Raw genomic sequence first — 13,221 nt, 5'->3', positions numbered from 1 at the left:
CTGATGTCCTTCCCCTTTTAAGAATTTTCACGAGTATAGCTGGCTTATTTAACTAATCCCATTATTAATAACTATCATCTTACAGCTTTTCAAGTGGCGCATAACGTAGCATCAAGCGCCTGCCCTTACCGTCACCAAAATCAACATTAGCAACGGCTGACTTACCACTGCCTTCTAAACCAATCACAGTACCCACACCATAGGATCCATGTTTGACTTTATCCCCAATATTTAAGGAAATCCCGGCACTATCGGTAGCGTCCGCACCTGCTTCTGCACTGCGTTTACTGAGTTTCTGCGCGATTGAAAGACTTGGCCCAGAAGGTTTCGATGAAACACTAGAGTGTTCAGCATTCGGGCCACGGTAACCGGTACCGCTGCCAAATGCTGGCGCAAAATCATCATCATAGCTGCTGTAGCTACGCCCAGTAGTGGACGAATAACCACTTCCAGAGCTATACCCGCCGCTGCGATAACGATCCATCTGCGTATGCGCCCGACGAACTTCCATAAGTTCTGCAGGGATATCTTCTAAGAACCGAGAAGGCGGTAAATCTGTAGGTGTTCCCCAAGCTGACCGAACTGCTGCGCGAGAAAGATAGAGTTTCTTACGCGCACGCGTGATAGCCACGTAAGCTAACCGTCGTTCTTCAGCCAGTTCAGATGGATCCATTAAAGAACGTTGGTGTGGGAATGTCCCATCTTCTAAACCGGTGACGAATACTACAGGGAATTCCAGCCCCTTTGCAGTGTGCACAGTCATCAGGGTTACTTCCCCAGAGTTTTCACTCTCTGAGGCAACCTGATCAGCGTCTGCCACCAGGGCCACGCGTTCTAAGAAATCATGTAGCTGTCCCTGCGGATTCGTGGTTGCAAAGTCAGCTGCCACAGAATGAAGTTCCGCCAGGTTTTCAACCCGGTTCATATCCTGTGGGTCAGTTGAACGACGCAACTCGTCCAAGTAGCCAGTTAAATCCAGTACCTGGTCTAAAACTTCCGCAATAGTATTAGTGCGGGCAAAAATCTGCATAGCTTCAATCAGCCCCCAGAAGTTTGCTACCGCGTTCAACGCGCGCGTCGTGATTCCAGAGACGCTTGCCGGAGTTTGCGTGAGAGCCTCGGAAACTGCGTTTTGCCAGTCGCCCTCGGAAATATCCAGGCCCTCTGATTCGCCACGCGGACAACCCTGCTGAATCCACACTTGCTGTACTGCCGCGCCAAAACCAATTCCTTGCATTTCTGCGTGCGTTGCAATTGCCGCCTCAGCTTTATCCCCCACTCCGCGCCGCGGCGTATTGATAACCCGCCGCAGAGCTACTGTGTCATCTGGATTCGCAATCACCTGCAGGTAGGCTAACGCGTCCTTGATTTCTTTGCGCTCATAGAACTTCGTACCACCTACCACGCGGTATGGAATCCCTGCGCGAATCAGGTGTTCTTCTAACGCGCGTGACTGAGAGTTAGTGCGGTAAAAAATCGCAATATCGCCATATTTGAAGTCGAACGGGGTAAGGCGATCAATTTCTTGAATTACTGCCCGAGCCTCATCATATTCTGAATCAGCCGCGTCATAGCTAATGAGTTCTCCAGCCCCACTAGAGGTCCACAGAGCTTTCGCACGACGTCCCGTATTCTTCGCAATTACCGCATTCGCGGCACTCAGAATATTTTGAGTGGAACGGTAGTTTTGTTCCAGAACTACCGTGTGTGCGTTAGTGAAATCCTTTTCAAATTCCTCAATATTACGGATAGTTGCGCCACGGAATGCGTAGATAGACTGGTCTGAGTCACCCACTACTGTGAGTTCCCCGGCTGGCACGTCGGCACCGGTTCCGATTAGTTCGCGCACGAGGACGTACTGTGCGTGGTTAGTGTCCTGATATTCGTCTACCAAAATATGCCGGAAGCGTCGACGATAGTGTTCTGCTACCGCAGGATTTTTTTGAAGTAGCTGCACTACGGTCATAATCAAGTCGTCAAAATCCAGAACGTTAGCTTCATTTAGCTGGCGCTGGTAGTGTTTATAAACTTGCGCTACCGCTTTAGAAACTGGATCGTTAGCAGCGGTTTCTTGATACTTCTGCCAGGTAATTAGTTCATTTTTCAGGTCAGAAATACGCGCTGCCAAGAGTTTCGCGGTAAAGCGTTTAGTGTCTAAATTGAGGTTTTTAGAGACTAAGGTGATGAGCCGCTGCGAGTCCGCGGCGTCATAGATAGTGAATGAGGAGCGCAGTCCCGCAGCCTGGTACTGTTCGCGTAGTATGCGTACGCAGGCAGAGTGGAAGGTAAAGACCCACATTCGGCGGGCTTGTGGACCGACTAGGTTAGCTACGCGTTCCCGCATTTCTGCAGCGGCTTTGTTGGTGAAGGTAATTGCCAGGATTTCTCCGGCTCGTGCCCGCCCAGTTTGTAAAAGGTATGCGATTCTGTGTGTAAGCACGCGGGTTTTTCCAGAACCTGCACCTGCGATTACTAATAGTGGTGCGCCTGCGTGAGTAACGGCTTCTTGCTGTTGCGGGTTGAGGCCTTCAAGCAGTTCAGAGCCATCGTTAAATAACGCGTCCCCGGCTGAGTATTCCAGGGTCCACTGGTCAGTTTCCTCTGGGTTAGGGGTAGTCAAAAGCGCCTCTACTGGTGGTAAACCAGGCAGAGCGAAAGCGGGGTTAAACTGCTGATTACTATTCACCTTTTAAGCCTACCTAATCTGTCTGACAGATTAATTATTTTAGCTAACGGGGTTTCTAATCTTTGCTTGGGGTAGGTTTCATTGGAAAACTTACCCCCTAACTGCAAACATCTGCATAACTAAAAGTTTTGGGGTATGTTTTTCTCAAAACATACCCCAAACTCAGGAAGTAACTATTAACTCAGTCTTCTTTTTTAGCCATTGGTGCAACGTCCATGATGATTCGCTGCAAATCTTCGCCAATAGTAATCAGTGGTGAGGATGCGCGCATAGCGAAGTAGATGTGGCGGGAAGGACGTGGCTGTGCAAACTCGGTAATCTTCAGCGTCTCTGGATTCATGATTGGCGGAATTACTGAGAAACGTGGGAAGAGAGATGCGCCGATCCCAGAAGCTACCATGTAGCGTAATGCGGGGAAGGAGGATGCGCGGAAATCCACCTGCTTTGCCTGTGCGGTATGGCAGATTTCCAGCGACTGCTGGCGTAGACAGTGACCTTCGGTTAGAAGCAGCAGTTCAGTGCCATTAAGGTCTTCCACGGTAAGTGGGCGATCCAAGTTTGCCAGCGGATGGTCTGCAGTTGAGGCGAATACAAATTCTTCGTCAAAGAGGTGTTTCACAATTAGTCGTTCATCGTGTGGTTCTTCACCAAGTACGATACCGTCCAGTTCCCCACGGCTGAGCATCTCAGAAAGGATTTCGCTCTTTTCTTCTACCAGACGCACGGTAATGTTTGGTAGTTCTTTCTGGATACGATGCATGATATGTGGCAGCAGGTATGGGCCGAGGGTTGGGAACATACCTAGAGTGAAGGTGCCTGAGTGTGGGTCTTTTGCACGATCGGCGTAGTTCTGGATAGCTTCTGCCTTGTCGATAATGGAACGAGCGTATTCCAGGATTTCTTGACCTACTGGAGTGATGATGATGCCTTGGGAGGCACGTTCTACCAGGGTGGCGCCGATTTTTTCTTCCAGCTTACGAATCTGGGTAGAGAGGGTAGGCTGAGAGACTCCACAGCGGGCTGCGGCTTTGGTGAAGCTACGTTCATCAACCAAAACGGTGAAATAGCGCAGGTCCCTAATGTTCATGGTGTCACCCCTGTAATTACTAATTATTTTCTAATATTTTCTCTTATTATAGTCGCTATAAATAGCTGTAATCAAACTAAATTACGTACCGTCGCCCAGTGGGTAAGCTCATTCCGGTTAGACAACTGCAATTTCCTTAAAACCGCAGAAACATGGGTTTCTACTGTCTTAATAGAGATAAATAACTCTGCTGCGGTTTCCTTATACGTATAGCCGCGTGCTATTAATCTCATCACTTCCTGCTCACGCGCAGACAATAAATCCAATTCCTCATCAGTCTCACTCACCTGCGCCGTACCGAAAGCATCTAAAACAAAACCAGCCAACCTAGGTGAGAAAGCTGCATCTCCCGCACCCACGCGCAGAATAGACTGCACCAGCTCTTCTGTTGAAATCGTCTTCGTAACATAACCGCGAGCACCAGCGCGAATAACTGCCACCACGTCTTCAGCAGAGTCCGAAACCGAGAGGGCTAAAAACTTTGTCTGCATATTCCGACAGCGGGCAGCTACTTCTGCTCCCCCACCACCATTTCCTCCTGGCATATGCACATCCAGCAAAGCTACCTGCGGCTGTAGTTCCTGCACCAGGGAAATTGCCGACGTCACGTCCACAGCTTCTCCGATAACCTGCACTGCTTCAGGATGCTTCTCAAGCTCAAAACGAATACCTGCTCGCACCATCGGATGATCGTCAATAATCACCAAAGTGAGTGGCTGATCTGGCTGGCTCATCATTTTTCTCCTTTTTCCGAGGGCGCAATCTGCAGGTGCACTTCCGTCCCAACTTCTAGTTTCCGAATCTTAGCCGCGCCGTTGGCGCGTTGCATCCGCCCAATAATCGACTCGCTCACACCTCGGCGATCCGGGGCAACGTCCTCGAGAACAAAACCTGCCCCATGATCACGCACGTAAATATCGATACTGTTGCCACGAATTTCTGAAAAAACCCGCACCGGCGGGGCTCCGTGTCGCACCGCATTTTTCACTGCTTCAGCGGTTGCTGCAATAATCGTCAGCTCATTTGGACCGGGGAAAACATCGCCCACGCACACGATTTCAACTTCCGCCCCGTAGTCAGCTTCAATCTCCGAAATAGTCTGGCGCAGCTGCTCGCTAAAAGACGCCGCGGTATCTTTAACTCCCGTGTAAAGCCAAGCCCGCAGTTCGCGCTCCTGCCCAATCGCTAAAGCACGTACTTTAGTAGCGTCATCAGCATTTGCCTTAATCAAAGTAAGTGTTTGCAAAACGGAATCGTGCAAGTGCGCGGCAATATCAGCTCGTTCAGTTTCACGCGCTTGCTGTACTTTCGCGGACTGTAAATCATTTGCTAAGTTCACTCCGAAGGGCCCCAGGGAAAGCGCTACACTTACCAGCGCAATCAGAACCATCATCACCCCGGAAAACCAAGTGTCTTCAAAGTAAGTGGAGTTACCCAGCAGGAAAATACCCAAAATCTGTAAACCGCTACCGATCAGTAAGGGGACGATTACTTCTGGGCGATACCAGCTACGAATACGCTGGGTTTGCGTCCAAATAATCAAAACCCCAATGACGATTAGCACGGTTCCAGCAACCCATCCTGAAGTTGTCCACCATCCTCGCAAGAACGCCATGCCAAAGAAGGCTACCAACAGGAAGCCTCCGGCAATAATGAAGCCATTTAACGAGCTAGGGACCTGCCACCCAGTATTTACTACCCGCTGTTTAGCTGCTAGGCGTCCTTCACCGTATTCGCGCAGGTCGGAGGTTTCTTTTACGGTTGCCCACAACCAGGCATAAAGAATGAGGCCTAAACCTACTACGCCCACGAAAGTGGTTAATACAAAGAACCAGCGTACGTACTTAATATTTACGTTTAGGTGCACCGAAAGACCTGACGCAATGCCGGCTACATAGGGTGCAGGGCGGTCAGGGTCCCCCGGACGGGTGCGCAATAAGGGTGGGCGCGCAATTTCCGAGGGCGGATAATTCGTAGGTTGGCCGTTGAAAGTCACACCCTAATACTGCCAGGAAAACCCGCTTATTTCAGCTTTCTATGGAACAGTATCCCAATAATCAGGGTAGATTCAGGGTATCCACTGATAGAGTTTTTATTCGTTACCGCAGATTATTGTTATATGAGCAATTTCGAAGTACCTAACCCAGCAGCTGATGCTAACTCTCAGGCGCCTCAGCCTGAACCACACGCGCATAATACTCAGGTTCCCCCTGCTGGAAATGTCCCGCCGGCAGGAGCTTACTATCAGCAGGCTCCTTATTCTCAGCCACGACCAAACCGTTTTTATGCGCAACTTCGTTCCTTACCTTGGCGTCGCGCTAACGATGGCTGGCTGGGTGGTATTGCCCAGGCTATGAGCCGTCAGTACGGTTGGGATGTAGCGTTAGTACGTGGTGTAATCATCGTTGCTGGTGTTTTCGCCGCACCATTTGCTCTTTTTGTGTACGCTCTGGCTTGGGCTTTGATCCCTGCCCAGCAGACGGAAAAGATAGAGTTAGAGGAATTCCTGGCTGGTCGATTCAATGGTTCCCAAGCGGTCATTGGAATTGCGCTCTTCTTGGCTCTAAGCACCAACGTCTTGCACTTTAACTTGGGAATATTCGATAGTGACGGATTTTTCACTGGGCCTTTGTTTGTTTTCGGTTCTTTTGGATTCGTACTTACACTAATTGCGATTATGATTGCCTTGGTGTTGATGTCTGAAAAGCGTTCTCGCGATAATCTGCAGCACAATCCCCATAATCCGCCTCTGAATAACTCTTTCCCACCATCTATGGGGAGTCAGAATTTCACTGCCTCGACTGAGCCGAGTTCCTCAGAGTCTCCTACTGCTGAGATGCCCGTTTCTATGGCGGTTCCACCGGTTACTCCTACCAGTGTAGCTTTCACTCCTCAGCAACCTGCTTTCCAACCGACTGCTCCACTGCCGTTTTATAATCCACGGTTTGCAGAAACGCCAATTACTCCAGCACCACCGCGTCCGCTTTACTACGCGCCTACTGCACAACCTGCGCCTACTCCTGAAAAATGGGGTAAGGGCCCTGGTTTAGCCACTTTCTTAGGTATGACTGGTTTCTTAGTGCTTTTTGGTACTGTCGCTTTCTATTTAACTACTGATCTTGCTGACGCATACATGGTGCCTGATATCGCATTTCCTATCGCATTGCTTGGCATGGGGTTCGTAATGGCTGGCGTTGTGTTGGCGTACCTGGCGTTCTCTGGCCGCAAGGGAACTTGGCTTACCGGTTTAACGATTTTCTTAGCAATCTGCTCACCTGGTTTTATCGGTGCCTTAGTTGAGGCTGCCAACAACAATAACTTCCATCTCAATTTGCCTTTCTAGGAGCTAACCATGACTGAAAAAGATTTTTCCACTACCAGCACAGCTCCCGCGTTTTCTCCGGAAGTAACCGGTGAGGACGCTACACAACCACTTACCATGCAACTTCCTCTCCCTGCAGAAACTGCCACGGATGAGCTTAAGGAACCTAAGCGCGGAACTAACTTTGGTCTTTTAGCGTGGGCTTTCATTGTCTTTAGTATTGGCATTGGTCTTTGGCTGATTCCTTTCCGGGCTGCTTTTGACCCAGTTCGACTTACCATTACCGCCTTTGCAACTATCGGTATTCTACTTTTAGTTACGGCAGTGATGATGGCTATTTCTGAACATAAGCAGCGGAAGTAACCAGCGATAAGAACTTTGTTTATTCGTCTCTGATTCAGCAGGAAAGCACCGCTTCTCCAAGCTATGCTTGTATATGAAGTAAGCAACTTTCTCAATGGAGATGAATATGAAACTTTTAGTTATCGGTGGTGTTGCTGCAGGTATGTCTGCAGCTGCCCGTGCTCGTCGTTTGGACGAACACGCAGAAATCGTTGTTTTTGAAGCTGGCCCGTATGTTTCCTTTGCAAACTGTGGTTTGCCTTATCACGTCGGTGATGAAATCACCGACCGTTCAGAGCTTCTGCTTCACACTCCGGCGTCTTTGAAGTCCCGCGCTAATCTGGATGTCCGCGTGAATTCAACAGTAACTTCCATTAACCGCACGGAAAAGACGGTTACGGTAACCGGCCCGGAAGGCGAGTACTCGGAATCTTACGATAAGTTGATTCTGGCTCCTGGGGCCGAGGCGATTATGCCCCCGGTTCCCGGTTTAGACCTACCAGTTGTACATGGTCTACGCACCATTGACCAAATGGACGGTTTCCTCGCGGCCTTGGCTGAAAAGGGCGCGGGAGCACACGTTGCTGTCTTAGGCGCTGGCTTTATTGGTTTGGAAGCAGTGGAAGCTCTGGTGCATAAGGGTTACCAGGTTACTTTAGTGGAAGCTGCTCCACAGGTAATGCCGATTCTGGAACCAGACTTGGCAGTAGTGCTGCATCGCGAGCTTCGTTCCCACGGGGTTGATTTACGTTTAGGCGTGCGTGCTGAGGAGATCTCTGAAACTTCTAACGGTGCGAAGTTGAGATTGTCTGATGGCACTGTATTAGAGCCTCAGTTAATCTTGGCTTCTTTGGGTGTACGTCCTCGTTCTGAGTTGGCTGCTGCCGCTGGCTTGCAGCTGAGTAAGCGCGGAGCAATCATCGTTGATGAGAATCAGGTAACTTCTGATCCGGATATTTTGGCTGCGGGTGATGCAGTTCAGGTTCGTTTTAATGATGGTCGCGAGGCTCCTATTTTCTTAGCGGGTCTTGCTAACCGTCAGGGGCGTCGCGCGGCAGACCAGGCTTGCGGTCACGCTACGGTTTCTCAGAAACCAGTTTTAGGTACCGCAGTTGTCCGCGTTTTCAACGTGGTGGCAGCTGTTACGGGGGCTTCTTCACGGGTTCTCGAGGGCGTTACGGAATACACTACCGTGCGAGTCCACGGCTCTCAGCATGCTGGCTACTATCCGGGAGCTAAGCAGATTCATCTAACTGGTTTCTTCGCTCCTGATGGTCGCCTGTTGGGGGCGCAAGCGGTTGGCCCGGATGGTGCTGATAAGCGTATTGACGTTTTAGCTACTGCGATTCGTGCTGGTATGGGTGCCGATGATCTGGCTGAATTGGAGCTCTGCTACTCTCCACCAATTGGTTCTGCGAAGGACCTGGTAAATATGTTGGGCTTTACTGCAGGTAATATTATTTTCGACAACTGCCCTACTTGGGATTGGCGTGATTTGCCTGAAATCGTGGAGACTGACCTGGTTCTGGATGTTCGCAATCTTCCAGAAGTGGAAGGTAAGTTCAAGCTCCCACAGTCTCTGTTGATTCCGCTTCCTCAGTTGCGTGATCGGATTGAGGAAGTGCGTGAAGCTGCTGCGGGTCGTCGAGTTAGCATTCACTGTCAGTCAGGTCTGCGTTCTTACTTGGCGCAGCGTATTCTGCAGGCGCATGGCGTTGAGTGTCAAAACTTCTCTGGTGGCGCGATTTCCCTGCAGTTCGGCCTGGAAGTTTTAGAGTCTCAGAAGTAAGGATTTGATGAAATATTTCGCTAAAGCTACGGTTTGGCCCAGCGTAACTCCTTGGGACGGCTACCCGCAGGTAGCGGGAACTATTGCGATTTTCCCGGCAGGACACCCCGAAAGCAAAATAACCTATTTTGTTGATACGGCTATGATGCCGGGGGCACAAAAGCTTGAAGGTCGCTCGCGGTTCCCCAATTTCATCCTTTCACCTCTGGATGAGCAGGGAAGTTACGAAGTCTTCTTCTTTTACACTGATATGCATGAGGAAGAGCCACTGTTAGCTTTAGCGAAAGTAGAAGGAACTGAGGTTAAGGTAGTTGAGCGCCCTCAAACTCCACGGCAAGAGGAGATGGAACCAGTATTAACTGCTCTGTTAGTTGGTTTTGCCGACCTGGTTAAACAAACAGCGCAGACTTCTTTCTCTCAGCCAGTTAAAGCATCTGTAGATTTAGCAGAAGCTGTGGTTACTGCTGATGAAGTACTTCACTTGCCAACTACCCATGCTGAAACTGACCGGCTTTTCTGGAGGCATCTTGTGCCGGCAGAGCCTATTTACCATCCAGAAATAGATGAGCCGATCCGCGAGGTTTATCGTGAATACCGAGCTGATCATCCAGCCGGCTATGGGCTTATCTATTGGGATGGCAAAGACTTCACTACAGGTGATTATTGGCCTGTTGGGGAAACTCCCGGAGTACACTCTCCACGGAAGTTCAGCTAACCCTAAACTCACATGCGAAGGCTCTTTGCGATGTGAATTTAAAAGAAAAACACACAAAAACTCATATGCGACCCCACTCTCCCATATGAGTTTTAGAAAAACCAAATAGTTAAGCCCCGGATCATTTCCGGGGCTTAACTATTTATCACACTCAGATATTAGCGTAGCGTTCTAACTCTTCTTCAATGATTGCTTCATCCAGCTTCACGAAAACTGGCTTAGGCTTCTCAATCTTAGTGCCAACCACTACGTCACAACGCTCCCACTTAGGGAACTTGTAGTCACCAGTGATGATTGGATAGCAATGTGGGCTACCATCTTCATTAGTAACATCCAGGTCTTCTACTTCAACGATAGAAGGCATTGGAGCCAGTTCGCCAGTACCGCCCATTACCAAATCAATCGCATTTGCTGAGTGAGGCAAGAATGGGCTCATCATAGTATTCAAGTCAGAAACTGCCTGAGCCAACGTCCACAGGATAGTCGCCAAACGTTCTTCCTGAGAAGGATCCTTCAACTTAAATGGTTCAGTATCAGCCACGTACTTGTTAGCTTCACCAACCAGACGCATTACAGCCGCAATCGCAGCCTTCTGACGGTGGGTGCCGATCAGCTGACCGACCTCGGCAAAACCGTCAGCCAACTGGTTAAGCAGTGCCTGATCGATTTCTTCCAACTGGCCTGGCTGCGGGATTTCCCCAAAACGCTTGTTAATCATCGAAGCCGCACGGTTAACCAAGTTACCCCAGCCAGCTACCAACTCAGAGTTAGTGCGACGCACGAACTCGGCCCAAGTAAAGTCCGCATCAGAACTTTCTGGCCCAGCAGCAGAAATGAAGTAACGCAACGCATCCGCCTGGTAGCGAGAAAGCATATCGCGAACGTAAATTACGATGCCACGTGAAGACGCAAACTTACGGCCTTCCATGGTAAGGAATTCAGAAGAAACCACTTCCGTTGGGAGATTCAGCTGACCGAATGGACCAGGTTCACCGCCCTTATCGCCACCACCGTTGTAGCCAAGGATTTCAGCAGGCCAAATCTGAGAGTGGAATACGATATTATCCTTACCCATGAAGTAGTATGACAAAGCTTCAGGATCATTCCACCACTTACGCCATGCTTCTGGGTCACCACTGCGGCGTGCCCATTCAATAGAAGCTGAGAGGTAACCAACCACTGCGTCAAACCAAACATAGAGGCGCTTAGATGGCTGGTCTTCCCAACCTGGTACTGGAATACCCCAGTCGATGTCACGAGTCATTGCACGAGGGCGAATGTCTTCTAAGAAGTTCTGAGAGAACTTAATGACGTTTGGACGCCAAGTTCCAGACTTTTCCCGATCATCCAACCAAGCAGACAGCGCACCAGCTAAACCAGGGAGATCCAGGAAGTAGTGATCGGTTTCAATGAACTTAGGGGTTTCACCGTTGATTCGGGACACTGGGTTAATCAGGTCAGTTGGGTCCAGCTGGTTACCGCAAGAGTCACACTGGTCACCACGAGCACCTGGATCACCACAGATTGGGCAGGTACCTTCAATGTATCGGTCTGGCAGGGTACGTCCAGTAGAGGGGGAGATAGCACCGTGAGTGGTCTGGACGAGCATGTAGCCGTTGTCGCGGACTACTTCAAACATTGCCTGTACTACCTGGTAGTGATTTCCAGTGGTAGTGCGGGTGAAGAGGTCATAGGACAGACCGAGCTGCACTAGGTCTTCAACGATTAAACGGTTGTTTTCGTCTGCTAACTGACGTGGGGTAATACCTTTGCCGTCGGCGGCTACTAGGATTGGGGTACCGTGTTCGTCGGTACCGGACACCATTAGCACGTCGTGTCCTTGCATTCGCATGTATCGTGAGAAAACATCCGATGGTACGCCGAAGCCAGCTACGTGTCCAATATGACGTGGGCCGTTTGCGTACGGCCATGCTACTGCAGAAAGAATACGACTCATAGTTTCTAGTTTATGCCTTTTATCTGCTGTTTCTCTACTTTGCAGCTAAGGCTGCGCGGTATAGATCGTTTTTTCTAACCCCGGTTGCTTCCGCAACTTGGGCGGCAGCGTCTTTTAGTCTCATTCCTTCATCGGCTAGAGCTAGTACTGCTGCTACGTGGTCGGCGGGGTCTGCAGATGCTTTCGGAGCTCCCCCAATTACTAGGGTGATTTCTCCGCGGACTTCTCCGCTTGTAGCTTCTGCTAGTTCGCTTACGCTCCCCCGAATGATTTCCTCATAGGTTTTTGTGAGTTCACGGCACAGGGCTGCGGGGCGTTGAGCACCGAAGATTTCTGCCATGTCTGTAAGCGTTTCGTGGACGCGTTTCGGTGAGTCAAAAAGGATTATGGTGCGTGGTTCAGCTTGCAGATTTTCCAGGAATTTGCGGCGGTCACTGCCTTTACGTGGGATGAATCCGTCAAAGCAGAAGCGGTCTGAGGGCAGGCCTGAGACCGCTAGGGCAGTGAGTACTGCTGATGGTCCGGGCAGGGCGCTTACTTTGATTTGTTGTGCAGCTGCGGTAGAGGCGACGCGGAAACCAGGGTCGGATACGGTGGGCATACCCGCGTCAGATACTACCATTACCCGCAGGCCGGCTTCGGCGGCTTCGATGAGCCGCTGCGCTTTTTCATTTTCATTGTGCTCATGTAGTGCGATGACTTTGGCACTAATGCGGATTCCGAGTCGTCCGCAGAGTGCGAGTAGTTTGCGTGTGTCTTCTGCCCCGATAAGGTCGGCTTCTTGTAGCGCGCGGACCAGGCGCGGGGAGGCATCGTCTGTGTCGCCAATGGGGGTGGCTGCTAGCAGGATGGAGCCGGCAGTTTGGATGGGGGTGGTTAAGTTGGTTGCGTTTGTATCGTTGCTACTCATTTTTCCCGAGGGCGGTTGGTGATTCTTTTAGTTATATTTTCGCATACCGTGTATATGACTAAGTGGGTGTGGGAAATTCCTTTCCCACACCCACTTAGTTAAAGTTCAACGTTTCCGTTAAGCTCACTCACCACCGAGCTTGCTGTCGAGGAAATCACGTGCGGTGTCCAGGTGTTCACCGAGCTTACCGCCGGTTGCCTTTTCTGCAACTTCCTGTACCTTGTCTAGTACGGTGTCGGTGGTAGCTTCGTCCTTGGACAGTTCTGCAACCTTTTCGGTTACGATATTCTTGATATCATCGAGGTTCATAGTAGTCTCCTTGCATACGACTAAAACCAGTCTATATGGAAAACGAACTATGCGATAGTTGTAACCGAATTTAACGTGAAACATTCCGCGTCAGCTTGCCCTGT

At 50.1% G+C, this 13,221-nt stretch carries 11 protein-coding genes; 4 read left to right on the top strand and 7 right to left on the bottom strand.

Annotated elements, in window-relative coordinates; all coding sequences use genetic code 11:
- Positions 1 to 79: 79 nt before the first annotated feature.
- From HMPREF0044_RS00065 to HMPREF0044_RS00050, 4 genes are all read right to left on the bottom strand, one after another.
- On the bottom strand, positions 80 to 2,686 hold the full coding sequence (locus HMPREF0044_RS00065; protein ID WP_006546043.1) for a UvrD-helicase domain-containing protein: 2,607 nt from the start codon (positions 2,684 to 2,686) through the stop codon (positions 80 to 82).
- Positions 2,687 to 2,867: 181 nt separating this feature from the next.
- Positions 2,868 to 3,773: a LysR substrate-binding domain-containing protein gene (locus HMPREF0044_RS00060; protein WP_006546042.1), complete on the bottom strand. Its 906-nt coding sequence runs from the start codon at positions 3,771 to 3,773 to the stop codon at positions 2,868 to 2,870.
- Positions 3,774 to 3,844: 71 nt separating this feature from the next.
- Positions 3,845 to 4,510, bottom strand: coding sequence for a response regulator (locus HMPREF0044_RS00055; RefSeq protein WP_006546041.1), 666 nt, complete (start codon positions 4,508 to 4,510; stop codon positions 3,845 to 3,847).
- Complete coding sequence (locus tag HMPREF0044_RS00050) at positions 4,507 to 5,769, bottom strand: ATP-binding protein (RefSeq protein WP_141553786.1); 1,263 nt, start codon at positions 5,767 to 5,769, stop codon at positions 4,507 to 4,509. The genes HMPREF0044_RS00055 and HMPREF0044_RS00050 overlap by 4 nt, the downstream gene beginning before the upstream one ends.
- Before the next feature lie 123 nt (positions 5,770 to 5,892).
- Here HMPREF0044_RS00050 and HMPREF0044_RS00045 point away from each other — a divergent pair, with 123 nt between their 5' ends.
- The 4 genes from HMPREF0044_RS00045 (at position 5,893) to HMPREF0044_RS00030 (ending at position 9,941) form a co-directional block, all read left to right on the top strand.
- A complete protein-coding gene (locus HMPREF0044_RS00045; protein ID WP_006546039.1) occupies positions 5,893 to 7,116 on the top strand; it encodes a PspC domain-containing protein in 1,224 nt (407 codons plus the stop codon).
- A gap of 9 nt (positions 7,117 to 7,125) precedes the next feature.
- Positions 7,126 to 7,458, top strand: coding sequence for a hypothetical protein (locus HMPREF0044_RS00040; RefSeq protein ID WP_006546038.1), 333 nt, complete (start codon positions 7,126 to 7,128; stop codon positions 7,456 to 7,458).
- Between the two features lie 106 nt (positions 7,459 to 7,564).
- Positions 7,565 to 9,226 carry an FAD-dependent oxidoreductase gene (locus tag HMPREF0044_RS00035; RefSeq protein ID WP_141553785.1) on the top strand — a complete coding sequence of 554 codons (1,662 nt, stop codon included), beginning with the start codon at positions 7,565 to 7,567 and terminating at the stop codon, positions 9,224 to 9,226.
- A gap of 7 nt (positions 9,227 to 9,233) precedes the next feature.
- Entirely contained in the window at positions 9,234 to 9,941 is a 708-nt protein-coding gene (locus HMPREF0044_RS00030; RefSeq protein ID WP_006546036.1) for a hypothetical protein, read from the top strand.
- A gap of 151 nt (positions 9,942 to 10,092) precedes the next feature.
- On the opposite strand, the gene metG is transcribed toward HMPREF0044_RS00030, so the two are convergent.
- The 3 genes from metG to HMPREF0044_RS00015 form a co-directional block, all read right to left on the bottom strand.
- The gene (gene metG, locus HMPREF0044_RS00025; protein WP_040312506.1) at positions 10,093 to 11,898 is read right to left on the bottom strand and encodes a methionine--tRNA ligase; all 1,806 of its coding nucleotides are present in this window, start codon (positions 11,896 to 11,898) and stop codon (positions 10,093 to 10,095) included.
- Between the two features lie 34 nt (positions 11,899 to 11,932).
- The gene (rsmI, locus tag HMPREF0044_RS00020) at positions 11,933 to 12,808 is read right to left on the bottom strand and encodes a 16S rRNA (cytidine(1402)-2'-O)-methyltransferase (protein ID WP_006546034.1); all 876 of its coding nucleotides are present in this window, start codon (positions 12,806 to 12,808) and stop codon (positions 11,933 to 11,935) included.
- Between the two features lie 123 nt (positions 12,809 to 12,931).
- Positions 12,932 to 13,117, bottom strand: coding sequence for an Rv0909 family putative TA system antitoxin (locus tag HMPREF0044_RS00015; protein ID WP_040312505.1), 186 nt, complete (start codon positions 13,115 to 13,117; stop codon positions 12,932 to 12,934).
- Positions 13,118 to 13,221 lie beyond the last annotated feature (104 nt).

Origin of the sequence: Gleimia coleocanis DSM 15436, from assembly GCF_000159015.1 — a bacterium.
In the GTDB taxonomy this organism is placed as follows: Bacteria; Actinomycetota; Actinomycetes; order Actinomycetales; family Actinomycetaceae; genus Gleimia; species Gleimia coleocanis.
This window is presented reverse-complemented; position numbering and strand designations above follow the sequence as displayed.